Here is a 25851-nt window from a genome sequence, read left to right on the forward strand (position 1 = left end):
GATCGACCTCCACGTCGCGTGCTGCGGGCGTCGCTGCGTAAACGCCGCTCCCGTAACGCAGCGGGCCCGCCGAAGCGGGCCCGTGCAAAGACGTGGGACGACGCGTTTACGCCGTCAGCGTCTTCAACGCCTGATTGAGCGTCGCGCTCGGCCGCATCGCCTCACCGACCTTCGCCAGATCGGGATGGTAGTAACCGCCGATCTCCACCGGCTTGCCCTGCGCGCCGTTGAGTTCGGACAGGATCGCCGCCTCGCCGTCGGTCAGCGCCTTCGCCACCGGTGCGAACGTCGCCTTGAGGTCGGCATCGTCGTTCTGGTCGGCCAGCGCCTGCGCCCAGTACTGGGCGAGGTAGAAGTGGCTGCCGCGGTTGTCGAGTTCGCCGACCTTGCGCGCCGGCGAGCGGTTCTCGTCGAGGATGCGGCCGTTGGCGACATCGAGCGCGGCGGCCAGCACCTTGGCCTTCTTGTTGCCGTAGGCGTTGCCCAGATGTTCGAGCGACGCGGCCAGCGCGAGGAACTCGCCGAGCGAATCCCAGCGCAGGTAGTTCTCTTCGACGAACTGCTGCACATGCTTGGGCGCGCTGCCGCCGGCGCCGGTTTCGAACAGGCCGCCGCCGGCCATCAGCGGCACGATCGACAGCATCTTGGCGCTGGTGCCCAGCTCCATGATCGGGAACAGGTCGGTCAGGTAATCGCGCAGCACGTTGCCGGTGACCGAGATCGTGTCCTCGCCCTTGCGGATGCGTTCCAGCGAGAACGTCGTCGCCTCGACCGGCGGCAGCACGCGCAGGTCGAGACCGGCGGTGTCGTGATCCTTGAGATACGTCTCGACCTTGGCGATCACCTGCGCGTCGTGCGCGCGGCTCTTGTCGAGCCAGAACACGGCCGGCGTCTCCGACAGGCGCGCGCGGTTCACGGCGAGCTTCACCCAGTCCTGGATCGGCGCGTCCTTGGTCTGGCACATGCGCCAGATGTCGCCGCTCTCCACCGCCTGCTCGAACACCACGTTGCCGTCGGCATCGGTGACGCGCACGGTGCCGTCGCCGGGGATCTGGAAGGTCTTGTCGTGGCTGCCGTATTCCTCGGCCTTCTGCGCCATCAGGCCGACGTTGGGCACCGAGCCCATCGTCGTCGGATCGAGCGCGCCGTGCGTCTTGCAGTCGTCGATGACCGCCTGGAACACGTCGGCGTAGCAGCGGTCCGGGATCACGGCCTTGGCATCCTGCAGCTTGCCGTCGGCGTTCCACATGCCGCCCGAGTCGCGGATCATCGCCGGCATCGAGGCGTCGACGATGACGTCGCTCGGCACGTGCAGGTTGGTGATGCCCTTGTCGGAATTGACCATCGCAAGCGCGGGGCGCGTGACGTAGAGCGCATCGATATCGGCGCGGATCGCGTCCTGCTGGTCCTGCGGCAGGGACGTGATGCGCGCGTACAGATCGCCGATGCCGTTGTTGGCATCGAAGCCGACCTGCGCCAGTGCATCGGCGTACTTCGTCAGCACGTCGCGATAGAACGCCTGCACGACGATGCCGAACATGATCGGGTCGGAGACCTTCATCATCGTGGCTTTCAGGTGCAGCGAGAACAGCACGTCCTGCGCCTTCGCGTCTTCGATCTGCGCGTCGATGAAGCTCGACAGCGCCTTGCGCGACATCACCGCGGCATCGACGATCTCGCCGGCCTGCACCTTCACCGCGTCCTTGAGCACGGTCGTCGCGCCGTCGCTGCCGACGAGTTCGATCTTCAGCGCGCCGGCCTTGTCGAGCGTCGCGGAGCGTTCGCTGCCGTAGAAGTCGCCTTCGCTCATGTGCGCGACGTGCGACTTCGAATCGCTGGCCCACTTGCCCATGCGGTGAGGATGCTTGCGCGCGAACGCCTTCACCGACTTCGGTGCGCGGCGGTCCGAATTGCCTTCGCGCAGCACCGGGTTCACCGCGCTGCCCTTGGTGCGGTCGAAGCGCGCCTTGATGTCGGTTTCTTCGTCGGACTTCGGCGAATCCGGATAGTCCGGCAGATCGAAGCCCTGGCCCTGCAGTTCCTTGATCGCCGCCTTGAGCTGTGGCACCGAGGCGCTGATGTTCGGCAGCTTGATGATGTTGGCTTCGGGCGTGGTCGCCAGCTGGCCGAGTTCGGCGAGGTGGTCACCGATCTGCTGCGCGTCGGTCAGGCGTTCCGGGAACTGCGCCAGGATGCGGCCGGCGAGCGAGATGTCGCGCGTCTCGACCGCGATGCCGGCGGTGCGCGTGAACGCCTCGACGATCGGCAGCAGCGACTGCGTCGCCAGATACGGCGCTTCGTCGGTCAGGGTGTAGATGATCTTCGGGGTAGCGGACATGGCAGGCGTGTCTCGCAGGAAGGCGGGCGGGGGAAGGCGCCGCGGGGCGGGTCGGCGCAGCCTCCAGTGGCTGCGCAGGGACCGGGCGTCTCCGCATGCGGGATGGTCGCCGCGCGGCGCGTCGGATCGCGCGGCATTGTCGCGCGTTTGCCGGAGGGACGAAAGCCGACGCCGCCTGTCGCACGTACCGGCGGGTACGGCGTGGATGCGGACACGCACGGAGACGACATGCACCGTTGCGCCCGATCTCCGCGCGGGCGATGCGGCGCGAGTACGGAGGGCAGCGGATCGCGTTCCGCGGGTGATGCGAGGCGACCCACTACGCGTCGGTTGGTCCCGCGCGAGACGCGTTCGCGTCAGCGGATCTGGAACACCGTGCGGCGCATGCTGACGCCGTCCAGCGAGATGTCGACGCGGTAGCTGCCGGTCGGAAAGCCGGCGGGATCGCGGATCTCGAAATTGGTCCTGCCCGGCCCGCTGAAGGTGATCTGCCTGCGCTCGTCCTCGATCACGGCGCCATCCGGCCCGGTCCAGGTCGCGGCGAGTTCGCCGACCGCGGTGACGTCGCCGGTCGTGTGCGTGGACACCGACGCGATGATCGTGTCGCGCGGCGCGAAGGCGGTTGCGGGCGTGGCGATCTTGCGGTCCGGGCCGAGGTTGGTGCCGAGCTGGACCGAGGCCACCGAGACGATCGCCGGCGCCGCGGGTCTGTCGCGCGCGGCCTCGGCCGGCGTCGCCTCCGGCGCGTTGGGCGCCGTGCCACCGCAGGCCGCCAGCGCGAACGTCGCGGCGCAGACGGCGACGCGCAGCCGGGATCGCCACACGGCGCGTCGTGGGGTGTCCATCACGGCGGCGGCGGCGTCGTCGCCGGCAGCGCGGGAATCCGCAGGACCTGGCCGGCCGCGATGCGGTCGGGATCGTCGAGCTGGTCGCGGTTCGCGTCGAGCAGCGCGCGCCAGTGGCGCGCATCGCCGTAGCAGGCCTCGGCGATCGTCGACAGCGAGTCGCCGCGCCGCACCGTGTACCGGCGCGCACCGTCGGGCGTGTCGCGCGGCGGATCGAGCGGAGTCGGACCGGTCATGCCGGCGTCGCCGGCCACGGACGCAGGTCCGCCGGCCGTTCCGGGAACCGCCGGCGATGCGTCCCGGCGGGTGGCTGGATCGGGCGCAGTGCGTGCGCGGACACGGCGGCGGACGCGTCGATCAGCGGACCGCGAATTCGCGGGTCTCGACGACGGTGCCGTCGAGCAGGACTTCGATCCTGTACGCGCCGACCGGCCAGCCTTCGGGATGCTGGATGTCGAACGCGATGACCTGCGGGCCTGCCGGCACGTCGGCCTCGGTCTCGTGCACCAGCCGGTCTTCGCCGAACGTCCAGCGCGCCCCGATCTTCGCCGCGCTGCCGCCGTCGGTGGCGACCGAGGCGTAGATCGTGTCGCCGGTCGCGAAGGCCGAGGCCGGCGTGGCGACACGGTTGTCGGTGGTGACCTCGTTGCCGAGTTCGACCGCGGTCACGACCGCCGGCGCAGGCGCTTCGGGTTCGGGCGCTTCGACCGGCGCGCTGGCGACCGGCGGCGCGGCCGGCGCCGGGGCGGGCGCATCGTCGCGGCAACCGGCGAGCGCGCCGGCGCCCAGCAGCGTGGCGACAGTGACGAAACGCAGGGCGGAAGAGGTCATGGCAGCTCCGGAACGGAAGGGAATCGGGACGGACCGCATGCGCGCGCTCGCGCGCCGCGTCGCGAGGGGAAGGACGGGCGCATCGCGGGGGCGCGTGGCCGCGCGACGATGACAGGAGCCGATGGCGTCGTCATGTCCGGAATCTCGGCGAAGAAGCAGGGCTGCAGGCTCCCACGCGCCCTGTTAAGAATCCATCGCGGGTCACTGCCGCAGATCGCGACCCGCCGCCGGTGCCGGCGTACCCGGCGAGGCGCGCCAGGGATTGATGTCGAGGCCACCGCGGCGCGTGTAGCGCGCGTCGACCGACAGCCGCTCGGGCCGGCAGCGGGCCAGCACGTCGACGAAGATCCGTTCGACGCACTGCTCGTGGAATTCGGCGTGGTTGCGGAACGACACCAGGTAGCGCAGCAGGCTGGCGCGGTCGATGCGCGGACCGCGGTAGGCGATCGTCACGCCGGCCCAGTCCGGCTGGCCGGTCACCGGACAATTGGATTTCAGCAGCGCCGAGTGCAGGCGCTCGTCGACGGGTTCATCGGGATCTGCCGACAGCAGCGTGGCGTCGGGCGGGCCGTAATGGTCGATCGCGATGTCGAGGCCGTCGATCGAATCGGCGTCCGGCGCCGCGTCGAACGGGGGCAGGCCGAGCACGACGTCGACATCGGCGCCCGCCACCTGCGACAGGTCCGCGGCGATGCGCGTGCGCACCGCGTCGGCCGAATCGAAGCGCGTGTGGTTCAGCGCGTTCAGGTAGAGCTTCAGCGATTTCGACTCGACCAGCTGCGCCGACGTCGCCGGCACCGTCAGCGTTGCGGTCGCGACCACCAGCTTGCCGCGCGCCTCGAGCCAGCTGAGCTCGTAGGCATGCCAGCGGTCGTGACCGACGAAGGGCAGCGCCGCGCCGATGCCGATCTCACCGCGGCCCAGCGTGCGCGCGATCGGAAACAGCAGGCCCGCGTCGTAATGCCGGGGATAGGCGACCTCGCGGCCGAGCGGAATGCGCGGCGCGGCCGCGTCTTGAGGGGAAGACGACATGCGGCGATTTTACGCCGGTGCGACGGATCGCCGTGGGGTGGGATGCACGTGCGGTGGATTCGGGCTCCAGCACACCTGGAAGCGATGCCGTGCTCGTCCACCGCTTTTCGCACCAGGACCCCGTCGTCCCCACGCAGACGGGGACCCAGCGTCCTGCCGCATGCGAGCTGCGATCAGTGCCCCGAGTGGGCGTCGCTCCGGAACGAGTGCGGAAGCCCGTTTCCCGGACTTGTTCGACGAATCCTCGTGCTCTCGCTGGCTGGAGGCGCTTTCCAGCGGCCCAACGGGCGGATCACCCATTGCCTTGGATCGGAACCCGCCGCTGCAGCCGGCCTGTCCGCGACCGGCCATTACCCCTGCGGCCGCCTGCCCGACTTCGACGCCATCGCCCCTGCTGGCCGACCGATCCAACCCGGACCGGAATGCCCGTCATCAGCCCGCGTCGGCGTCCAGATAATCCAGGCTCACCTGCAGCAACGCGCGCATGCCGAGGTCGAGTGCGGACTCGTCGAGGTCGAACTGCGGCGAATGGTTGCTCGGCGCGGTCGACGGATCCTTGCCCGCCGCGGTCGCGCCGACGAAGAAGAACATCGCCGGCACTTCCTTCGCGTAGTACGCGAAATCCTCGGCGCCCATGTTCAGCGGCGTTTCGACGACCTGGTCGGCGCCGGCGACGGCCTGCAGGCTCGGCAGCATGCGCGCGGTCAGCGCGGGGTCGTTGACGGTCACCGGGTTGCCGGTGGTGTCGGGCACCTTGGCCTCGACGGTCGCGCCGTGCGCGGCGGCGACATGCTCGGCGACGTTCTTGAGGTCGGCGAAGATGTCGCTGCGCACGGTCTCGTCGAACGTGCGGATGGTGCCCACCAGCTCCACCCGATCGGGAATGATGTTGTAGCGGATGCCGCCCTTGATCGCGCCGAAGGTCACGACCGCCGGCAGGTCGGAGATGTCGGTACGCCGGCTGACGATGCTCTGCGCCGTGCCGATCAGGTCCGCCGCGGCGACGATCGGATCGATGCCGCCCCAGGGCCGCGAGCCGTGCGTCTGCCGGCCGATGACCTCGATGCTGAACCGGTCCGACGCGGCCATCAGCGGCCCGCCGCGCACGCCCAGCTGGCCGGCCTGCAACGTCGAGAACACATGCAGGCCGAAGATCGCCTCCGGCTCGAAATCACGGAAGAGGCCTTCGGCCAGCATCATCGAGGCGCCACCGTCCTCGTCGTCGGGCGGGCCTTCCTCGGCCGGCTGGAACACGAACAGCACTTCGCCGGCCATCTGCTCGCGCATGCCGACCAGCGCCTCGGCCACGCCCATCAGGATCGCGACGTGCGCGTCGTGGCCGCAGGCGTGCATGACGCCGGTGGTCTCGCCGCGATAGGTCGCCGTCGCGGTCGACGCGAACGGCAGGCCGGTCTGCTCGGTGACCGGCAGCGCGTCCATGTCGGCGCGCAGCGCGATCTTCGGGCCGGGGCGTCCGCCCGTCAGCACCGCAGTCACGCCGGTGTGGGCGACGCCGGTCGTCGGCTCGAGGCCGAGGCTGCGCAGATGCTCGGCGATCTTGGCCGCGGTCCGCGTCTCGCGATTGCCGAGTTCGGGGTGCTGGTGGATGTCGCGGCGCCAGTCGACGAGCTTGGCCTGCAGCGCGGTCGCGGCCTGCGCGACTTCCGGGCGCTGCGCGTCCTGGGCGAACGCGGCGGCGGGCAGGACGGAACAGGCGCACAGCAGCGCGGCGGCAAGACGTGGCATCGGTGTGGCTCCCCAGCGAGATGAAGCCCGATCCTAGGCCATTTCGCCGATGCCGGCCGACGTGGTGGCCCTGATCCCCCTGGATGGCGACAATGGTCGCGCGCGCCGGCTGGTGCGTCTTCCTTCCGCCATCCGAGGTGCCCATGTCCGATGCCGCTCGCGGTCCATCCAAGCTGGAACAGCTGCGCGACCTGTCGGTCGTCGTCGCCGACACCGGCGACGCCGAGGCGATCCAGCGCCTGAAGCCCTACGACTGCACGACCAATCCGACGCTGGTGCGCAAGGCGCTGGACCTGCCGATCTACGCCGAGCTGGTCGCCGAGGAACTCGAGCGCGCCCGCGATCTCGACGGCGATGTCGACAGCGTCGCGCGCCAGGTCGTCGACCGGCTGACGGTCGGTGTGGGCCGCAAGCTCGCCGCGCTGGTGCCGGGCCGGGTCTCGACCGAAGTCGACGCCGACCAGGCCTACGACACCGACGCGACGATCGCCAAGGCGCGCCAGTTCATCGACATGTACCAGGACGCCGGCGTGCCGCGCGACCGCGTGCTGATCAAGATCGCCGCGACCTGGGAAGGCATCCGCGCGGCCAGGGAGCTGCAGCGCGAGGACATCGACTGCAATCTCACGCTGATCTTCAACCGCACCCAGGCCATCGCCTGCGCGGAAGCGGGCGTGTTCCTGATCTCGCCGTTCGTCGGCCGCATCCTCGACTGGCACGTCGCGCGCGGCGACACGCCGGCGACCATCGATGCCGATCCCGGCGTGCGTTTCGTGCGCGACGTCTATGCCGAGTTCAAGCGCCGCGGCTCGCCGACCGTGGTCATGGGCGCGTCGTTCCGCTCGGCCGCGCAGATCGAAGCGCTGGCCGGCTGCGACCGCCTGACGATTTCGCCCGACCTGCTGCAGGCGCTGGACGCGGACCATGGCCCGCTGCCGCGCGCGCTGCATCCGGGCGACAGCGACGGCGCCGCGACCGTGCCGGTCACCGAAGAACGCTTCGCCGCCGATCTCGCCGCCGACCCGATGGCCGACGAGAAACTGCGCGACGGCATCGCCGCGTTCGCGGCCGATCTCGCCGCGCTGCGCCAGACGATCACCGATCGCCTGCCGCCGCGGTAAGCCGTTCCGCGGGTCGCGTGCGTTGCGCGCGACCCGCGCTGCTCCAGACGGGCGCGCGCGTGGAACGACATCCGCCGTCTCTTGAACCACCTTTGCCGCCTTGATCCGCGTGGACGTGGAGGCGAGCGAAGTGAGCTTCACGGCTGAGCTGCGCGACTACACCACGTAAATGATCGGTGCCGCCAGACGGCTTCGGTCTCCCGCTTTGTGAGCCCGATCTCAGGCGAACTGCAGTGTCGTCGCTGTGCCTTGCCGCGATGCCGGTGTGGATGACTGCGGTCCGGATCGAACAGGAACGCTGACCAGGAGCGCGCCGCATTCCCCTGGGTTGCCGGCATGACGAACCCGGCTGCGTCGCGTATCGAGCCGACGGAGCGTGCACTGCGAGCAAGCAGGCGGCTGTCTGTCGGAGGCGCGCCGGTCGGCGCGTGCGTGCGTGACCGCGATCACGCCGACTTGCGCGTGCAAATCGCGTGTCATCAAACATGCGGTTTCGTTGCCCAGGATGACGCGCTCCACGCGACGCCCGTGCGTCGCTGCGTTCCCCAGCAGGAAATCCCTCATGCCGAATCCTTCCCGCCTTCATGGCGCTATTGGTCGTGTCCTGATTGCCGGCAGCTTTGCTGTTTCAGTGATTTCGCCGGCGTCGGCGCAGACCGTCGGCGTCGACGATGAAGCGCGCGACCGTGCGACCGAACTCGACACCGTCGTGGTGACCGGACGCGCGGGCACGGGCCTGCGCACCAAGGCCGAGACGAGTTACTCGCTCACCAACATCGAAGAGGAAACGTTGCGACTGCAGGCGCCGACCAGCGTGACCGAAGCGATGAAGTCGGTCCCCGGGTTCTGGGTGGAGGCGTCAGGCGGCGAGGCCAGCGGCAATATCCGGGCACGCGGCATTCCGGTGGACGGGTTCGGCTCGGTGACCCTGCTCGAGGACGGCACGCCGGTCGTGCACGATCCGGCGCTCGGCTACCTCAACGGGGATCAGGCCTTCCGCCTGGACGAGACCATCGAGCGCATCGAAGTGGTCCGCGGCGGTCCGTCGTCGGTGTTCTATTCCAATGCACCGGCCGGCGCCATCAACTTCATCCCGCGCCAGGTCGGCGACGAGGCCAGCGGCATCGTCAAGTACACCGTCGGCGACTACGGCCTGAACCGCCTGGACTTCTATTACGGCGCGCCGCTCGGCAACAACTGGAAGCTGGGGATGGGCGGCTTCTACCGCGTCGACGACGGCATCCGCGAGCCGGGCTTCCATGCCAACGAAGGCGGCCAGTTCCGCCTCAATCTGGCGCGCGAGTTCGAGCGCGGCCGCATCGCATTCGACTACAAGCGCCTCGACGACAAGGTGGCGCTGTATCTCGGCATACCCATGCGGACCGATGAGGACGGCGAGATCCGCGGCGTGCCCGGTTTCGATGCCCATTACGGCACGGTCTCCGGACCGGAGACCCGCCGCCTGCAGCTGACCCAGGGCGACGGCAGCCTGTACGACTTCGACAACACCGAAGGCACCCACGTCGAGCGCGACCAGTTCACGGCCAAGCTCGACCTCGACCTGGGCGGTGGCTGGCGGCTGGCCGATTCGATGCGTTACAGCCAGACCGACACCACCCGCAATGGCGTCTTCGCCAACTCGCTGGGCAGTGCGACTGCATTCCTGGGCGCTGCCAGCCAGCAGGCGCTGCTGGCCGGGACGCCGGGCGCCACGGCGCTGCAACTGCGCTATGCCAACGGCGGGACCGTGTTCGACACCGCCAACCAGAACGGCAACGGCCTGATGATCGTCGGCGGTCTGCGCGGCCTGACCCTGCCAGTCACGGAGTTCACCAACGATGCGCGCCTGATGCGCCCGTTCCAGCTCGGCGGACAGCATGACCTGACGCTCGGCTACTACTACGCCAACTTCCGCCAGGACTACGACCGCTATTCGTCCAGCGTGCTGCTCGACGTCAAGGACAACGCCTCGCTGCTGGATCTGGTCGCGGTGGATGCGGCCGGCAACGTGCTGCGGACCTTCTCCGACAACGGCATCTGGCGCGAAGGCTACGAATGGGACCACGCCAGTGGCGAGTCCACCACGCACGCGGTGTACGTCGCGGACGAATGGCAGGTGGGTGAGCGCCTGCGCATCGATGGCGGCCTGCGCTGGGAACAGGTGGAAACCAACGGCTGGGCGGAGATCCGCGACACGGTGGATCTAGGCACGCTGCCGACATCGACCATCCTGACCGGGTCGGGCCAGTACATCCGCCACGACGAGCGCTCCAGCAAGACCGGCTGGACGATCGGCGGCAACTGGCAGTTCGACGCCCGCTCGGGCATGTTCGCGCGCTGGACATCGGCTTTCCGCCTGCCGTCGCTGGGCAACTACCTGACCCGTGGCAGCAACTGCAACCTGGCCAGCCCGGAAGCGCTGGCGTCCTGCATCGCCAGCAATACCGGACCCGCGATCACCCAGACCATGGATCTGGGCGAGGTGGGGTACAAGTTCGCCAGCGCGGGGTTCAGCGCCTACGCGACGGCCTTCTACACCAAGTACGACAACGTCGGCTTCAGCAACTACGTCTTCGATCCCAACGCCGGCGTGTCCTATCAGCAGCAGGGCTATGCCAGCACCCGCACCCACGGCCTCGAACTGGAGGGCATGTGGTCGCCCTGCAGGTCACCGCGACCTGGCAGGATCCGCAGTACCAGGACCTGACGTACAGCGAGAACTCGTCCACCGGTCCGGTGCTGCGCGATTACGTCGGCAATCAGCTGATCCGGGTGCCCAGGACCAGCTACCGGCTGGTGCCCGGCGTCTATCTGCTCGATGACCGCCTGCGGCTGCAGGTCAGTTACGAGCGCCAGGGCGAACGCTACGTGGACACCGCCAATTCCGTGCGCCTGCCCGCCTACGACCTGATCGGCGCGAGCCTGCGCTACGAGGCGACGCCGCAATGGTCGTTCTATCTGTACGGGGACAACCTTGGCAATTCGCTGGGACTGACCGAAGGCAATCCACGCGCGGGCGAGCTGCAGAGTGGTGACGCCGGCGCCAACACGTTCATCGCGCGACCGGTCCTGGGACGCTCGTTCCGGGCGGCAATGATGTACCGGTTCTAGGCCATGCCCGAACATTTCCGAGATGCCACGCGGTGCGCCAGTGGCCTGCTGTTCGCCTTGCTTGCAGCCGTGGCCGCTGCCGACGACCGGGCAGTCGCCTGCGATCTGCAGGCGTCCGATGCCGCCACGGCCGGCGCCGGCTGCGCGCAGGCCTGGATGGACGCCCACCTGCGCCTCAACGATCTCCAAGTGATCGGCACCCACAACAGCTACAAACTTCCGATGGCGCCGGACGACATGCGGGCCCTCCGCCAGCGCGATCCGGCTAGCGCCGAAAGCCTCGACTACAGTCACCGGCCGCTGGCCGAACAACTCGACCGCGGCGTGCGCGGCCTGGAGCTGGACGTCCACTACGATCCCCAGGGCGGTCGCTACACGCACCCGTCACTGCCGCCCGCGCAACGCCGAGCGATGGCGACGCCCGGCTTCAAGACGATGCATCTGTCCGACATCGATGACCAGAGCCATTGCCAACCGTTCGCGCAGTGCCTGCGCCAGGTACGCGACTGGTCGCAGGCGCATCCGCGTCATGTGCCGATCCTCATCCTGATCAACGCCAAGGACGGCGCGACGGCGCCCGGTGCAGTGCAGCCGCTGCCCTTCGATGCCGTCGCGTTCGCTGCGCTGGACGCCGAAATCCGTGCGGTGTTTCCATCCGGAACGCTGATCGAGCCGCGGACGCTGCAGGGCGCCCACCCGTCCCTGCGGCATGCCGCCCGGGCCGACGCATGGCCGACGCTGGGCGAGGCACGCGGACGGGTGCTGTTCGCGCTCGACGAGGGCCCGGCCAAGGTGGCGCGGTACCTGGACGCCCACGGTGAGGACGCGTCGCCAGTGATGTTCGTCAACGCGCGCGACGAATCGGTGGACGAGGCCGCGTATCTGACCCTCAACGAACCCCTGCAGCAGGCCGATCGGATCGCTGCAGCGGTGGCAGCGGGCGCGCTGATCCGCACCCGCGCCGATGCCGAGACCCGCGAGGCACGCAGCGGCGACGGCGCGCGTCGCGACGCCGCCTTCGCCAGCGGCGCACACGTGGTGTCGACGGACTACATCGACCCCGACCCGCGCTTCGGCCGCTATCGCGTGCAGCTGCCAGGCGGCGGCGTGGCCCGTTGCAATCCGCAACGCGCGCCGGCGCGCTGCGCCGGACTGGCGATCGAGGAATGAGCCGGGTGTACGCCGTCGCGTGGCGGGCGGGTCTGTTGCTGATGTTGGCTGTCGCATGGCCGGCGGTCGCCGAGCGCGCACCCGATCGGGTTCTGGAAGGCAGCATCGACGGCCGCGATCACCAGAGTTATCGCCTGCTGCCATTCGATGTCCCCGCCGGCACGTCGCGGATCACGGTGGCATTCGACTACGAGGGGCGCGAGCGCAAGACCGCGATCGATCTGGGGCTGCTGGGCCCGGACGGATTCGATGGCCCGGACGGCTTCCGTGGCTGGAGCGGCGGCAACAAGCCGCGCTTCACCGTGTCGGCCCACGATGCCACGCCGTCCTATTTCCCCGGTGCGCTGCATCCGGGCACCTGGTCGCTGCTGCTGGGCATTCCCAATATTCGCCAGGACGAGCGCGCCGATTACCGCGCCAGCATCTGGCTGGACGCGGTCGCGGCCGAGCCCGTCGAGGCGCCGCTGGTGCTCGACGGGACCGCGCGCTGGTATCGCGGCGATCTGCACCTGCACAGCGGCCACAGCGATGCCAGCTGCGACAGCCAGAGCGGCGCGAGGGTGCCGTGCCCGCTGTTCCTCAGTGCGCAGGCGGCCGCTGCGGCAGGTCTGGATTTCGTTGCCGTCACCGAGCACAACACGGCCTCGCACCTGCACGAACTGCTTGGTCTGCAGCCCTACTTCGATCGCCTGCTGCTGATGCCCGGCATGGAAGTCACGACGTTCCAGGGCCATGTGAATGTCTTCGGCCTCGCGCAGCCGCTGGATTTCCGGCTCGGCAGCGAGGCGGTCCCGGACTGGAACGCGCTGCTCGACGCCATTGACGAGGCGGGCATGCCGGCGTCGATCAATCATCCGGCGCTGCCGTCCGACGAACGCTGCATGGGCTGTGGCTGGACGCCGCGGCAGCCGGTGTCGATGGGCCGCTTCGCCGCGATCGAAGTCGTGAACGGCGGCGATGCCGACACCCCGGTGTCCGGCATCGGCTTCTGGCAGCGCCAGCTGGATGCCGGCCATCGCCTGACCGGCATCGGCGGCAGCGACAACCATGACGCGACACGCCGGGGCGCAGCGCTGGGCGCCGCGCGCATCGGCGCGCCCACCACCGTGATCCACGCCACGGCGCTGTCGCAAGCGGCGCTGCTGGACGGGCTGCGGCGTGGCCGTGTCTTCATCGATGTAGAAGGCAGTCGCGACCGGCATCTGATCCTGACCGCGCGGCACGAGGATCGTGCGCTCGCGATGGGTGATGTGGTGCGACTGGCGACGGGAGACTCGCTCGACATCGGCCTGGACGTGCGGGCACCCGCCGGCTCCCGCATCGAACTGTTGCTGGACGGCCGGCCGCTCGCCCTGCCGCAGGACGGCGTCCTGCACGCCGACAGCCGGACGGATGCGCTGACCTGGCGCAGCGACGGCGCCCGCCACTGGCTGCGCGCCGATGTACGTTCGGCCGACGGCCGTCTGCTGCTGGTCGGCAACCCCATCTACATCGACGTCGACGCGCCCGCCCACGCCGGTCACTGAGCGTGTGCCGTGCTCACCTGGTGTGCCCGTCCCGGTGCCGGTATGACCGGCGACACCCGTAAGGGCCGGCGGATCGAAGGGCTGGTGCCCGACTCGGCGCATTGCGTCTCGAGGTCGCGGACGGTCGCGAGGTGCGCCCGATCGATCTCCGAGGATGCATGACCGGCGTCAGGCAAGGTCCGCGCAATGTTGCGTCGCCATGCTGCTTGCGCAGGCAGTGACGAGCCGCGCCAGACCGACCCTCGCATCGTCCGGTTCATCGCCGCAAATCGCGTCATGGCGCCGCGCCGCAGCTTGTACGCCGTCGGATGGCGAGCGCTGGCTGGTCCGGGTCACCGCGTCGGACGCCGTGGTCGAACGCCATGCCAGCGCATGCCACACAATGGCGGCCGTCTCGTGCCGCACCACACGTGTTCTTCCCCCCCACGGAGCCCCCGATGAAATCCACCTTCGCCCTGCTTGCGCTCGCCCTTGCGCCCGGTCTGCTGCTCGCGCAGACGCGCGACGACACCACCACATCGCCGCGCGCGCCGCAGGGCTGGTCGCTCGGCATCGCGGTCGCCGCCGCCGACAGTCCCTATGTCGGCGAAGGCACGCGCGTGCTGCCGTTCCCGATGTTCGCCTACGAGGGCGAGCGCGTGTTCCTGCGCGGCATCTCCGGCGGCGTGCATCTGCTCGACACCGGCGCGTTCCAGCTCGATGCCCTGGTGTCGGCGCGCCTCGACGGCTTCGACATCGACGATCTCGACGCGGGCGGACTCGCGGCCAACGGCCTGGACGCGCGCCTGCTCGACGATCGCGACCACGGTCTCGATGTCGGCGTCGGCGCGGCATGGTCCGGCAGTTTCGGCCGCGTGCGCGTGCGCGCGCTGGCCGATGTCACCGATGCCAGCGGCGGCCAGGAAGTCGGCGTCGAATACGCCTATCCGGTGCCGGCCGGCGCCTGGATGCTGGTGCCCAGCGTCGGCGTGGAGTGGATGTCGGACGATCTGGCGAACTACTACTTCGGCACGCTCGACAGCGAAGTCGCGCGCGGCGTGCCCCGCTACGATCCCGGCGCGGCCGTCGTGCCGAGCGTCGGCATCGCGGTCACGCGTCCGCTCGGCGAGCGCTGGACCTTCCTCGGCGGGCTGGACTACAAGTTCCTGCCCGACGAACTCGCCGACAGCCCGCTGCTCGAACGCGGCGCCGACGGCATTCCGGCGGTGTTCGGCGGCGTCAGCTACCGCTTCTGACGCCGACGCCCGCGCGCGCCGGGAACGCGGCGCGTGTTCCGGCGCCACGGGTCCGTGCAGCGCGGCTGGCCGTGGCCCACGTGCGCGGGCATCATCGGCGCCCCGCATTCCCGAGGTCCCCGCGTGGCCACCGCCGACGACCCGCGCCCGCAACCGCCCGAACCGCCCCTGCCCAGCGACTGCTGCGACAGCGGCTGCGCGGTCTGCGTGCACGACAGCTACGCCGAAGACCTGCAGTACTACCGCGAGCAGCTCGCGGCGTGGCGCGCGCGGCACCCGGACGCGGACTGAACGCGGCACGCAGCGGCGCCCTCGCATGGGCCGGTATCATCTGGATTCCGCGCGGACGCACTCCGTGCGCCAGACAGGATGACGACCGTGGCAGCACACCAGGCACAGCAGGACAGGATCGCAGCGGGCAAGGGCTTCATCGCCGCGCTCGACCAGAGCGGCGGCAGCACGCCGAAGGCGCTCAAGCTCTACGGGATCGAGGAGGACGCGTACGCGAACGACGCGGAGATGTTCGGCCTCGTCCACGCGATGCGCAGCCGCATCGTCACCAGCCCGGCGTTCACCGGCGAGCGCGTGCTCGGCGCGATCCTCTTCGAGCGCACGCTCGACGACCAGTTCGCGGGCCAGGACGCGGCGACCTACCTGTGGGACGTCAAGGGCGTCGTGCCCTTCCTGAAGATCGACAAGGGCCTCGAAGACGAAGCCGACGGCGTGCAGCTGCTCAAGCCCATCCCGGGCCTCGATGCGCTGCTGGCGCGGGCCAAGGCCAAGGGCGTGTTCGGCACCAAGGAACGCTCGGTCATCAAGCAGAACAACGCCGCCGGCATCGCGCGCGTGCTCGACCAGCAGTTCGAACTCGGCCGCCAGGTGCTGGCCGCGGGCCTGGTGCCGATCATCGAGCCGGAAGTCGACATCAAGGCGGCCGACAAGGCCGACATCGAGACCACGCTGAAGCAGGGCCTGCTCGAGCGCCTCGACGCCCTGGACGCCGCGCACCCGGTGATCCTCAAACTCACCCTGCCGAGCGTCGACGGGTTCTTCCGCGAACTCGTCGCGCATCCGGCGGTGCTCAAGGTCGTCGCGCTGTCGGGCGGCTACAGCCGCGACGACGCGAACGCCAAGCTCGCGAAGAACCCGGGCGTGGTCGCCAGCTTCAGCCGCGCGCTGACCGAAGGCCTGTCGGCGCAGCAGAGCGACGACGCGTTCAACGAGGCGCTGGACACCGCGATCGAGTCGATCTACCGCGCGTCGATCGCCTGAGTTCCAAGGCCTTCGCTCGTTCGCCCCGGCGAAAGCCGGGGCAAATCGCGCCGGTCGTATTCGTTCGAGCGGACGAGCCGGGCGCGGGTGTGTCGTCGTCAGCGGATCTTGCGTCCGTCCGACGTCAAGCAAGGTGCGGTCAGCAACGACGCGAGCGCCGCATCTGCGCCAAGGTCCATAAAATAAGGGCCGCTGGCTTTCAGCTGGATGCGTCCTTCGCCAGAGCTCGTGTCGTAGCGGACGCGAAGGCGTATGCCCTGGACGTTGGTCCTGGCGAAGTCTCCGGTTTCAAGCACACCGGTTGCCATGTCCTGCTTCGTGACGTCGCTCCAGGTGGCGCTTCGCTGCTCGGTGATCCTGCCGCGGATACACGCGAAGACGACCGCTCGCTGTGCCCGGCTGCATCTCGAATGTGCCATTCGCAGTCGGCTCCACAAGCGCGCAACCGGCCAATAGACAGGTCGCGAATGCAGCCGCGGTCGAACAACGCCTCGTTTGCACGGATGGTCAGCCGCGCGTCTTCTGCACGAAGGCCTCGAACACCGCCAGCGTTTCCGCGCTGACGTGGTGCTCGATGCCTTCCGCGTCGCGGCGGGCGATGTCGGGCGGCACGCCGAGGGCGAGCAGGAAGGCTTCGACCGTCTGGTGGCGGGCGCGGCTGGACTGGGCCAGCGTCTCGCCCGCCTCGGTGAGGAATGCGCTGCGATACGGCTTCTGCCGCACCAGGCCGTCGCGCACCAGGCGCTGCAGCATGCGGGCGACGGTGGGCTGGGCGACGCCCAGGCGTTCGGCGATGTCCACCTGGCGGGCCTCGCCGCGATCGGCGATCAGGTCCGAGATCAGTTCGACGTAGTCCTCGACCAGTTCCGCGCGGCGCGCCTCGCGCACCTGGCGGAAGTTCTCCACGTGCACGCTGGCCTCGGGCAGGCCCGCGTTGGGCGCGACGTGCTCCGGGGCGGCAGCGTCCGGGGCATCGTCGGCGGGCGTGGCCTTGCGAGCGGGCATGGAACCGGATCCAGCGGATGAGGCGCCATTGTCGCCGATCGCCCGCAGCGGCGTCCGGCGTCCGGCGTGCGCGTGCCGCCGGTCCACGCATGCAGCCCATCCGCTGCGCGCGGGTCAGCGCTTGCGGTTGAGGAAGGTCAGCACCGCGCCGCAGACGATGCCGATGCACAGCCCCAGCGCAAGCCACTCCAGGATCGACAGTTCGTTCATGCCGCGCCTCCGGGCAGCGGTGCGACCGGCGCGGGACGTCCGCGCGTGTCCAGCGCGATCATCACGAAGCGCCCGCGCGTGCACAGCTCGCGGTCGCCGCTCAGCAGGTCTTCGGCGATCAGCTCCACTTCCACCTGCATCGACGTGCGGCCGACCTCGACCACGCGCGCGATCGTCTCGACCAGCTGGCCCTGCCGGATCGGCAGCTTGAAGTCGACCTGTTCAGACCGCGCGGTCACCACCGTGCGCCGCGCATAGCGCGACGCGGCGATAAAGGCCGCCTTGTCCATCCACGCCAGCGCGGTGCCGCCGAACAGCGTACCCAGGTGGTTGGTGTGGTCGGGGAACACCATCTCCAGCAGGCGGGCTTCGAGCTGGGGACGTTCTGGCGTGTCGGTCATGGGGTGGCGTGCCTGTGGGAGCGGAGGGAACGTGGGGGGATGTGGCACCGCGCGCAGATCGCACGCGCAACATCGCGGGTGTTGCCGCTGCGCGATGGAGGGGCGAGGAGGGTGCGCCAGGATCAGATCAGGTTGGAGTTCGATGCCTCGGAGATTGTCCCTGACGCCAGATGCTCTGGGTGTCCCGTTAAGAACGCAGCTGCGCGGGCCAGCGGCGCGGCCGAGCCGCACACGCGGCGCGCTCGTCTCCCGGGGGTGCAGGGCCGCGCGGGGGAGCTGAAATGTCGCCGCCATCGCCACCTCGCCCTCGGGTCGGCCCCAGGTGCGCACACCGGTCCGCGGCCCTTACTGTCCGCGCAGGGTTCGCCACCCGGCACGAACCCATCATCAAGGAAACCTGCCATGCAGACACGGATTGCCGCCATTGCCGTGACCCTCGGACTCACGCTCGGCCTCGCGCTGCCGCAGGTCGCGCACGCCTACGATCCCTGCCAGCGTGCACTCGAGCAGCGCGAAGTCCACCGCGATGCGATGCGCCGCTACATCGCCAACCAGTGCCCGGCCAACGCGCGTTACGTCCCGGCGGACTGCAACAATCCGAACCGCGGCTACGAGCTTCTCGGGACTCTGAACATGTGGTCGCAGCGGGTGCAGGAGCTCTGCCACTGACCGCTGCGGCGTCGCGCGTCAGCCGGCGGCGTCCAGCACGATCCTCGCGAGCCGGGTGCGCGTGCAGGGCGCAGAACGGCGCCTCGCCGACACGCCTCTCTGCGACCAGGCAGGGCCGCCGCGGCCGCTCGGACATCGGGACAACGCGGCGGGCTTCGTTCACGCGTAGCGCGCGAGCGCCTGGGCGATCTGTGCCGGCGACTGGAAGCCGGCCAGGCGCGCGGCCTCACTGCCGTCCTTGAACAGCGCGAGCGTCGGCGTCTGGCGCAGGCCCAGGTTCCGGAAGAAGTCTTCGCCGATCGTTTCCATCTTCACCTTCAGCAGCGCGACGCCCGCGGCGCCCTCGCTCGTGGCGAACTTCGCCAGCGACATGTCGAGCATCTTGCAGCCCGGACAATCGTCCTTGTAGTAATCGACGAGCAGGCGCGGATGCGCGGCCAGTGCTGCGGCGTAATCGTCAGGGGTGGAGGCGTGGAGCGTCTGCATGGGGGGTGGTCTCGAACGGTGTGTTGGCGAAAGCCAGAATGGTGTCGGTCCAGCGTTGGATCGTGGCGGCGTCGCGCTCGCCGTGGGGCATCTGTTCGATCTCCAGCCGCGGGTAGGGCGTATTGAAGAACGCGCCCATGCGCCGGGCCGCACCGCAGTAGTACTCCTCGCCCCACTGCGTCTCGCCGGTGCCGAACACCGCCACGCGGTCCGGCTTGCCGACCGCGGCGACGAGGTCTTCGATGAAACGCTTCATCTCTGGCGGCGTGCGCCCGGCGTTGATGCTCCAGCTGCCGAGCACGTAGAGATCATGCTCAGCACCGTTTGGGCAGACCTTGGCGAGCGTCTGGATGTCCGCATCGATCCAGGTGACGGCATGGCCCATCTCTTCGCACCGCGCGCAGATCGCACGCGCGACATCGCGGGTGTTGCCGCTCAGCGATGTGTGGGCGAGGAGGATGCGCATGGAGGCAGACTCTGTGCTCGATCTTTAAGGCTAACAACGCAGGTCAACTTCAGGAAAAATTCTAGCTTGGCTTCGCTAGAAGGTCTTCAAATCGTTGGCCAAACTTGATCTCTGGGTGGTCGCTGATCATTCGCTCCGCAAGTGAGAAATCACCGTTTGAAGAGAAGATGTAGCGTTCACTACGAACTATCTGAAGCGAATTGAAGTTCATTACGTTCTGAGGTTCGTACTTCAGCATCGACCCTTTGCGCAAAGACTCTGCAATAGCGAGCATTCGGGTTGGATTTTTTATCTTCGCAGCGATCAGTTGTGTTGGGAGGCGCTTGAGCGTTCCCGCAGCGTCCGCAAACTGCTGTGCCAAAGATGGGCACCACATCGCTAGAGCCCGGTTTGACGACAATGGCAGATAGATCTCAATGCCACGTACGCCCAAGCCCAAATTGCCGTAAGGAGCCATATCAATGTGGTTCTGGAGGCTGATTGGGTTGTCACTTATCAAAAAAGGCTGGGCGTCGTCCGTTTCGACTAAAAACCAAAATTTGTTAAGAAACTGTGGGCCAAAAGAAGTTGGAGCATCCAAGATCATGCGTGTCGCATCGAGCTTGACTTGGTTTGGACTAGGTTCTTGGATCAATGCTTCGGCTTGTGAGCCAGGCGCAATTGCAGACCCCATTGACTCAATCTTCTTCCGAAGAATTTGAGGTAGCCCCATACACTGCATACGAAAAGATTTGGTCCGAACTAACTGAATCGCTAGGAACGATGCCAGCGTTTCTCGTTCCTGCTGATCTAGGTTTGCAGCCGTTTCATCCTGGAGAATCTTTTCGATTACAGGCTTGGCATTCGACTCGATTCCAGAGAGGCCTGATTCGAGCGAAAAGGTCTCCCCCTCAATCTCAAAATCGTAAAATTTGTTCTCACTGGCAACATTCTTCACATGCGTAGGAAACGACCTGCCGGCTTGTTTGTCGTAGACCCAGACTTGATCATTTTTGCCGAGCCCAAAGTTCCGGAGTAGGAACTTGGGCACGTAGTGTTGAATTTTCGCGTGCGTCATGGGCAACCTGCAGGATACGGAGTAGGCCCTAGTGGATACTCTGGTCGCGCCAGCTCGCCTATAAGCGCTTATTCAAAGATCGTCGAACCCGTTATCCGAATTCGTCTTCTTGTACGACGCATTCCGCATCTTCTTCGTCTCGGTGAAGTTGTCGGCGTAGGCCTTGATCCACGGCATCACGTTGTCGGTGGTGTCGGAATACAGCTTCTCGATGCCCAGCATGCCGGCCATCTTGTTGGCGCGGTACTTCACGTAGCGGACCATCTCGTCGACGTCGATGCCGTCGATGCCGTCGAGCACCTCGGACGTCCAGCGGGTCTCGAGCTGGATGGCGTGTTCGAAGGCGTCGTGCACGTACTGGGTGAGCTGGTCGCCCTGCAGCGACTGGTTCTCGCCAACGATGGCGCGGATCAGTTCGCTGATGAACTTGCTGTGCGCCAGTTCGTCGCGGTTGATGAAGCTGATGATCTTGCCGGTGCCGGTCATCCGGTTCTGGCGGACCAGGTTGTAGAAGTACGCGAAGCCGGAATAGAAATTGATGCCTTCGAGGATCGACGACTGCACCAGCGAGCGGATCAGCGTTTCGGCCGAGCGCTCGCGCATGAAGTCGTTGTAGGACTCCATGATCGGCTGGTTGCGCGCGATGATCGTGGGATGCGTGCGCGCGAGTTCGAACACGCGGTTCTGGTCGGCCAGGCCGGTGATCGAGGCCAGCACGTAGCTGTAGCTCTCGTTGTGGATCACTTCCTGCTGGCCGATGATCGCGGCGTTGGCGTGCGCGGCCGGGTCGGTGATGTATTCGGCGACGTTGTAGATGTAGCGCGTCTGCGGCGAATCCAGCGTGGCCAGCAGGCCGATGATCGAATCGTATGCATTCTTCTCGCGCGCCGAGAGCTCGCCGTACTGCTTGGCGTCGCCCTTCATGTCGACCTCGTCCGGAATCCAGAAGTTGGTCGTGAGTTCCTTGTAGGCGCGATAGAACGACGGGTACGGAATGTCGTTCCAGTTGAGGATGCCGCTGGTCTGGCCGTTGATGATGCCGGTCGAACGGTTGGGGTGACGCGGCTCGAGGATCTTGATGCGGTCGAGCGGGGTAGCGGTCGCGGCCATGGATGTCTGTCTCGGAATTCGGTCTTGAGCCCCTCTCCTGTGGGAGAGGGGTTGGGCAGTTGGGTCGCGCGCGATCTGGAACGCGCTGGGTCTTTCGACCGTCATTCCCGCGCAGGCGGGAATCCATGGACCTGATTCCAGTAGAACAACGTCCATGGATCCCCGCCTTCGCGGGGATGACGATCAAAAGCGGGGATGACGGTCGAACGCGGCGCGCCGCTCCCTCAGCTCGAACACCATTCGCATTCCGCGATATCGATATCGTTCGAACGCACGTAGTACGTGGTCTTCATGCCGAGATTCCACGCGGTCATGTGCAGGTCGAGCAGGGTGCGGGCGGGGATGGTGCTGGGCACGTAGAAGTTGAAGCTGATCGCCTGGTCGACGTGGCGCTGGCGACGCGCGTTCTGGCGCACCGAAGCGAACTGGTCGACCTTGTAGGCGCCCTTCTCGTAGTAGGGCCAGGTCTCCAGCGACAGGCCGGGCGCGGCGACCGGGCGACGGTAGTCCTTCTTCTCTTCGTAATAGAACGCGGAGTAGATCGGATCGATCGACGCGGTGGAGCCGGCGATCTGTGCGGTCGACATGTTCGGCGCGACCGCCATCAGCCAGCCGTTGCGCATGCCGTTGACGCCGACCTGCGCGGCGAGGTCCATCCACTCGGGCGAGTTGTAGCTGCGGTCGCTGAAGTACGCGCCGGTGTGCCAGTCGCTGCCGGCGAACACCGGGTAGGCGCCCTTTTCCTTGGCGAGTTCCATGCTGGCCTGCACGGTGAGGAAATTGATGCGCTCGTACAGCGAATCACTGAAGTCCTCGGCCTGCGCGTCGTTCCACTGGATGCCCTTCTGCGCCAGCAGGTGATGCCAGCCGAAGGTGCCGAGGCCGATCGCGCGGTACTTCTGGTTGGTGATCGTGGCCTGCGGCACGGGCAGCAGGTTGAGATCGATCACGTTGTCGAGCATGCGCACCTGGATCGGGATCAGGCGCTCGAGCACGTCGGTGATCAGATCGCTCTGGCCGGCCTGCGGCATGACCGCGCGGCCCAGGTTCACCGACGACAGGTTGCAGACGACGAAGTCGCCGGCCTGCTTGGTGGTGACAATCTGATTGCCGGAGATGATCTCCTGCATCATTTTCGTCGGGCTCATGTTCTGCAGGATCTCGGTGCAGAGATTCGACGAATACACGCGGCCGACGTGCTTGTTCGGGTTCTTCCGGTTCACTTCGTCGCGATAGAACATGAAGGGGTTGCCGGTTTCGAGCTGGCTCACCATCACGCGCTTGAAGATGTCGATCGCCTTGACGGTCTTGCGCGAGATGCGCTCGTCGGCCACGACTTCCTCGTACTTGCGGCGGAAGCTGCCGTTGGGGTCGCCCTTCTTCTCGTCGAAGAAATCCTGCAGATACCAGCCCTTGATCTTGTGGACCTCGTGCGGATCGAACAGGTACCAGTCGCCGCGACGGTCGACGGCTTCCATGAAGATGTCGGGGATGCAGATCGAGGTGAACACGTCGTGCGCGCGCAGGCGCTGGTCGCCGTTGTTGAGGCGCAGGTCGAGGAAGTTCTCGATGTCGCGGTGCCAGATGTCGAGGTAGACCGCGACCGCGCCCTTGCGCTGGCCCAGCTGGTCCACCGACACGGCGGTGTTGTTGAGCTGCTTGATCCACGGCACCACGCCGCCCGAGGAATTGGGCACGCCGCGGATCGCCGAGCCGCTGGAACGCACATAGCCCATGTACGCGCCCACGCCGCCGCCGCCCTTGGAGACGCGGGCGATGTCGGTATTGGAGTCGTAGATGCCCTGCAGCGAATCATCGACGGTGTCGATGAAGCACGACGACAGCTGGCCGCCGACCTTGCCGGCGTTCTGCAGCGTCGGGGTAGCGACGGTCATGTACAGGTTCGACAGCGCCCAGTAGGCCTCGCCGACGAGCTGCATGCGACGCTCGCGGCCGCCCCTGGTCTCGTTCTGCATCAGGTACAGCGCGATGGTCAGCCAGCGCTCCTGCGGCAGCTCGAACACGGCGCGCGAGGTGTCGGTGGCGAGATAGCGCGTGGCCAGCAGGTACAGGCCGTTGTAGGCGAAGAGCTTGTCGCGCTCGGGCTCGATCATGCGGCCGGCTTCCTGCAGCTCTTCCTTGGAATAGGCGCGCAGGATGTCGTTGGAATAGATGGTGCGGTCGGCCAGCGATTCCTGCAGGCCGACGTAGGAGCCGTACTTCTGCTCGGCGTCGTAGAAGCGGTTGCGGCTGGCGCGCTTGTACAGGCGGTGCAGGTACAGGCGGGCGGCGAAGAATTCCCACTCCGGCGCGGTGACATCGACGCGGGCTTCGGCCTCGCGGATCAGATGGTCGACCAGGTCGTCGGCGTTGACGGCCTCCTTGCGCTCGACGAAGCCGAACACGCTGCGCTTGTAATCGACGATGTCGAGCTGCGGGAACTCGGCATGCGTGCGGTCGATGCTGCGCTCCAGGCGCGCGCGGTCGTAGGGAATGCGGCGGTTGCCGGCTTCCTTGGTGATCCAGTTGGAGACGTCGGCCTCGACGTCGGGGGTGTCGGCAATGGCGGTGTGCATGGCGGCGCTCGGCGGTGGCGGCACCACGTCGTCGGGCTCGACGGCGGGCGGCGCAACGGAAAGGAGGGGGGCGGCGGTCGCGGGGGTCGGGGTGGCGTCTGCGGCGGCCGGTGCCTTGGCCGTGATGTCCTGTGTGGTCATGTGGTTTCTCGTTCGTCCAGTGCATTCGCGCACACCCCCGGCCCGCCCGCGTCGGGTCCGGCGGCTGCGGAACGGTCCAAGGATCGGCGGGCGGCGTCGCAGGGTTCGCGATCCGACGCCATGCGCCATCGCCCCCACTCCGCAAGCCCGCTCCCCTCGGAGCGACTGCAGCCGGCACCGCGCGTCGTGCTTTCGCGCGGCTGTCGGCAGGTCTTCGGACTCATGGGCGCGAAGGCACGGCCTTCTCCTGGCCCGCCGCTTCCCGGATCGCTCCAGTGCGTGTGGCGGGTTCGTTCCCAATTACCGCTGCGGGGCAGTGCCGGAGTGGGCCCGAAGGCGTCACCGGCTTCCCGTTTTAATCCGTGCGCCCGGGGGCGTCGGAACCGACAGGCCCAAGATAGTGGGGTGCCCGGGCGCGGTCAACGCTAAATGTGGTGAATACGCTCGGGGCCGCGTGGCGCCTGCGTTTCCCGTCCGTCAAGCCCCTCGTTGCCCGCCGGGCATGCCGATCCGGGTGCGCGATGCAAGTCCCGGACGGACCTTCCGTTCGGTTTCGGGCGCCCTGCGCGTCGCCCTGGATGGACCTGGCGAGCACCCGGCGGACAGGTTCCGACGAACGGCACCGCCGCCCCGCGGGCGTCGGGGCACGCTCGCGCCAGCGGCGCCGCCGTGGCCCGCCCCCGTCCAGGAGACTTCGCGATGCCGGCGCCCATCCGTCCCGTTCTCGTCCTCGCCACGTCGCTGTCGCTGTGGGCGGGCGTTGCCGCCTGGCCTGCCGCGGCGCAGGCACCCGCGCGCGATCTGGGCGGACTCGAAGGCCGCGACGCCGCCGCGGCCCGGCGCACCCTGGACGAACGCGGCTACGTGCGCACCTCGGGCTCGGGCGAGTACGGCAACTGGTGGCAGGCACGCGACCGGCGCTGCGTCACCGTGCGCACGGTCGGCAACCGGGTCGCGTCGGTGGTCACCGCGCCCGCGCCCGACTGCGGCCAGCAGGCCGGCAGCAGCGGGCACGACGGCATGAGCGACGGCACCAAGGCGGCCATCGCCGCGGCGGCGATCCTCGGTATCGCCGCGCTCGCGCACCAGTCGCACCACCACGACGACGGCGACCATCGCGACGACCCGCGCCACGAGGCCGATTACGAGCGCGGCTATCGCGATGCGCTGCACGGCTACCGCGCCGAGTCGGACCGCGGCGCCTACAGCGAGGGCTACGGCGCCGGCCTGCGCGAACGCTCGGCGCAGGTGCCGTGGCAGTCCGGGACCCGCAGCCCCGGCGGCAGCGGCCGGCTGGACGATCTGATCGGCGCCCGCGCGGCAGGTGCGGACACCCAGCTGCGGGCACGCGGCTACGTCGACCGCGGCGCGCGGCAGCGCGACGGCCGGCCGGTCGTGACCTGGTGGAACGCGGGGGCGCGCGACTGCGTCGATGTCGTCACCGAGGACGGTCGCATCGCGTCGATCCGCCCGGTGGACGCGGGCCGCTGCCGCTGAGTACGG

Annotated in this window: 25 protein-coding genes and 1 riboswitch; of the genes, 10 read left to right on the forward strand and 15 right to left on the reverse strand. The window is 68.1% G+C overall.

From position 1 onward, the window contains the following. Positions 1 to 106: 106 nt before the first annotated feature. The 6 genes from CJ022_RS13710 to CJ022_RS13735 form a co-directional block, all read right to left on the reverse strand. Entirely contained in the window at positions 107 to 2338 is a 2232-nt protein-coding gene (locus CJ022_RS13710; RefSeq protein ID WP_101927203.1) for an NADP-dependent isocitrate dehydrogenase, read from the reverse strand. A gap of 356 nt (positions 2339 to 2694) precedes the next feature. Further along, positions 2695 to 3183 (reverse strand): hypothetical protein, encoded by a 489-nt coding sequence (locus CJ022_RS17130; RefSeq protein WP_158238429.1) that lies wholly within the window; start codon positions 3181 to 3183, stop codon positions 2695 to 2697. Continuing rightward, the gene (locus CJ022_RS13720) at positions 3183 to 3419 is read right to left on the reverse strand and encodes a LysM peptidoglycan-binding domain-containing protein (RefSeq protein ID WP_101927548.1); all 237 of its coding nucleotides are present in this window, start codon (positions 3417 to 3419) and stop codon (positions 3183 to 3185) included. The genes CJ022_RS17130 and CJ022_RS13720 overlap by 1 nt, the downstream gene beginning before the upstream one ends. Positions 3420 to 3540: 121 nt before the next feature. Next, positions 3541 to 4014 carry a hypothetical protein gene (locus tag CJ022_RS17290; protein ID WP_199171554.1) on the reverse strand — a complete coding sequence of 158 codons (474 nt, stop codon included), beginning with the start codon at positions 4012 to 4014 and terminating at the stop codon, positions 3541 to 3543. A gap of 201 nt (positions 4015 to 4215) precedes the next feature. Next, entirely contained in the window at positions 4216 to 5046 is an 831-nt protein-coding gene (gene queF, locus CJ022_RS13730) for an NADPH-dependent 7-cyano-7-deazaguanine reductase QueF (protein WP_101927205.1), read from the reverse strand. Positions 5047 to 5478: 432 nt separating this feature from the next. Then, positions 5479 to 6792 carry a M20 family metallopeptidase gene (locus CJ022_RS13735; RefSeq protein ID WP_101927206.1) on the reverse strand — a complete coding sequence of 438 codons (1314 nt, stop codon included), beginning with the start codon at positions 6790 to 6792 and terminating at the stop codon, positions 5479 to 5481. Positions 6793 to 6935: 143 nt separating this feature from the next. On the opposite strand from CJ022_RS13735, the gene CJ022_RS13740 reads away from it, so the two are divergent. Beyond that, on the forward strand, positions 6936 to 7913 hold the full coding sequence (locus CJ022_RS13740; protein ID WP_101927549.1) for a transaldolase: 978 nt from the start codon (positions 6936 to 6938) through the stop codon (positions 7911 to 7913). 219 nt (positions 7914 to 8132) lie between these two features. Here the strand turns inward: CJ022_RS13740 and CJ022_RS16915 are convergent, their stop codons facing one another. Beyond that, the gene (locus tag CJ022_RS16915) at positions 8133 to 8477 is read right to left on the reverse strand and encodes a hypothetical protein (RefSeq protein WP_143703992.1); all 345 of its coding nucleotides are present in this window, start codon (positions 8475 to 8477) and stop codon (positions 8133 to 8135) included. Between the two features lie 67 nt (positions 8478 to 8544). On the opposite strand from CJ022_RS16915, the gene CJ022_RS13745 reads away from it, so the two are divergent. The 7 genes from CJ022_RS13745 to CJ022_RS13770 all read left to right on the forward strand — a co-directional run bounded on the left by CJ022_RS13745 (position 8545) and on the right by CJ022_RS13770 (position 16227). Beyond that, positions 8545 to 10620 carry a TonB-dependent receptor gene (locus CJ022_RS13745; protein WP_304442105.1) on the forward strand — a complete coding sequence of 692 codons (2076 nt, stop codon included), beginning with the start codon at positions 8545 to 8547 and terminating at the stop codon, positions 10618 to 10620. Then, entirely contained in the window at positions 10566 to 11024 is a 459-nt protein-coding gene (locus tag CJ022_RS17660; RefSeq protein ID WP_255407575.1) for a TonB-dependent receptor domain-containing protein, read from the forward strand. Before CJ022_RS13745 ends, CJ022_RS17660 begins: the two co-directional genes overlap by 55 nt. A 3-nt stretch (positions 11025 to 11027) precedes the next feature. Next, positions 11028 to 12194, forward strand: a complete 1167-nt coding sequence (locus CJ022_RS13750; RefSeq protein ID WP_101927207.1) for a Ca2+-dependent phosphoinositide-specific phospholipase C — start codon at positions 11028 to 11030, stop codon at positions 12192 to 12194. Beyond that, complete coding sequence (locus CJ022_RS13755) at positions 12191 to 13720, forward strand: CehA/McbA family metallohydrolase (RefSeq protein ID WP_233198804.1); 1530 nt, start codon at positions 12191 to 12193, stop codon at positions 13718 to 13720. Before CJ022_RS13750 ends, CJ022_RS13755 begins: the two co-directional genes overlap by 4 nt. Before the next feature lie 437 nt (positions 13721 to 14157). Continuing rightward, positions 14158 to 14955 carry a MipA/OmpV family protein gene (locus CJ022_RS13760; protein WP_101927208.1) on the forward strand — a complete coding sequence of 266 codons (798 nt, stop codon included), beginning with the start codon at positions 14158 to 14160 and terminating at the stop codon, positions 14953 to 14955. Positions 14956 to 15078: 123 nt separating this feature from the next. Beyond that, positions 15079 to 15246 carry an oxidoreductase-like domain-containing protein gene (locus CJ022_RS13765; RefSeq protein ID WP_101927209.1) on the forward strand — a complete coding sequence of 56 codons (168 nt, stop codon included), beginning with the start codon at positions 15079 to 15081 and terminating at the stop codon, positions 15244 to 15246. An 87-nt stretch (positions 15247 to 15333) separates the two neighbouring features. Continuing rightward, on the forward strand, positions 15334 to 16227 hold the full coding sequence (locus CJ022_RS13770) for a fructose bisphosphate aldolase (protein ID WP_425490768.1): 894 nt from the start codon (positions 15334 to 15336) through the stop codon (positions 16225 to 16227). A gap of 98 nt (positions 16228 to 16325) precedes the next feature. Here CJ022_RS13770 and CJ022_RS13775 read toward each other — a convergent pair whose 3' ends face one another. From CJ022_RS13775 to CJ022_RS13785, 3 genes are all read right to left on the reverse strand, one after another. Continuing rightward, a complete protein-coding gene (locus tag CJ022_RS13775; protein WP_143703993.1) occupies positions 16326 to 16535 on the reverse strand; it encodes a hypothetical protein in 210 nt (69 codons plus the stop codon). 199 nt (positions 16536 to 16734) lie between these two features. Then, positions 16735 to 17232 carry a manganese-binding transcriptional regulator MntR gene (gene mntR / locus CJ022_RS13780; RefSeq protein ID WP_101927212.1) on the reverse strand — a complete coding sequence of 166 codons (498 nt, stop codon included), beginning with the start codon at positions 17230 to 17232 and terminating at the stop codon, positions 16735 to 16737. Between the two features lie 206 nt (positions 17233 to 17438). After that, on the reverse strand, positions 17439 to 17843 hold the full coding sequence (locus tag CJ022_RS13785; RefSeq protein ID WP_101927213.1) for an acyl-CoA thioesterase: 405 nt from the start codon (positions 17841 to 17843) through the stop codon (positions 17439 to 17441). 402 nt (positions 17844 to 18245) lie between these two features. Here CJ022_RS13785 and CJ022_RS13795 point away from each other — a divergent pair, with 402 nt between their 5' ends. Then, entirely contained in the window at positions 18246 to 18512 is a 267-nt protein-coding gene (locus CJ022_RS13795) for a hypothetical protein (RefSeq protein WP_101927214.1), read from the forward strand. 159 nt (positions 18513 to 18671) lie between these two features. On the opposite strand, the gene CJ022_RS13800 is transcribed toward CJ022_RS13795, so the two are convergent. The 5 genes from CJ022_RS13800 to CJ022_RS13820 form a co-directional block, all read right to left on the reverse strand. Further along, complete coding sequence (locus CJ022_RS13800) at positions 18672 to 18998, reverse strand: thioredoxin family protein (RefSeq protein WP_101927215.1); 327 nt, start codon at positions 18996 to 18998, stop codon at positions 18672 to 18674. After that, positions 18970 to 19464 (reverse strand): flavodoxin, encoded by a 495-nt coding sequence (locus CJ022_RS13805; RefSeq protein ID WP_101927216.1) that lies wholly within the window; start codon positions 19462 to 19464, stop codon positions 18970 to 18972. Before CJ022_RS13805 ends, CJ022_RS13800 begins: the two co-directional genes overlap by 29 nt. A gap of 61 nt (positions 19465 to 19525) precedes the next feature. Continuing rightward, positions 19526 to 20521: a DUF4238 domain-containing protein gene (locus CJ022_RS13810; protein WP_101927217.1), complete on the reverse strand. Its 996-nt coding sequence runs from the start codon at positions 20519 to 20521 to the stop codon at positions 19526 to 19528. 72 nt (positions 20522 to 20593) lie between these two features. Next, complete coding sequence (locus CJ022_RS13815; protein ID WP_101927218.1) at positions 20594 to 21631, reverse strand: ribonucleotide-diphosphate reductase subunit beta; 1038 nt, start codon at positions 21629 to 21631, stop codon at positions 20594 to 20596. A 224-nt stretch (positions 21632 to 21855) separates the two neighbouring features. Beyond that, positions 21856 to 24348 (reverse strand): ribonucleoside-diphosphate reductase subunit alpha, encoded by a 2493-nt coding sequence (locus CJ022_RS13820; protein WP_101927219.1) that lies wholly within the window; start codon positions 24346 to 24348, stop codon positions 21856 to 21858. Positions 24349 to 24536: 188 nt separating this feature from the next. Continuing rightward, a riboswitch (cobalamin riboswitch) is annotated at positions 24537 to 24751 on the reverse strand. 296 nt (positions 24752 to 25047) lie between these two features. Between CJ022_RS13820 and CJ022_RS13825 the strand changes: the two genes are divergently transcribed. Beyond that, a complete protein-coding gene (locus CJ022_RS13825; RefSeq protein WP_101927220.1) occupies positions 25048 to 25845 on the forward strand; it encodes a hypothetical protein in 798 nt (265 codons plus the stop codon). The last annotated feature ends 6 nt before the right edge of the window (positions 25846 to 25851 follow it).

The organism is Luteimonas rhizosphaerae, from assembly GCF_002849595.1.
In the GTDB taxonomy this organism is placed as follows: Bacteria; Pseudomonadota; Gammaproteobacteria; order Xanthomonadales; family Xanthomonadaceae; genus Luteimonas; species Luteimonas cellulosilyticus.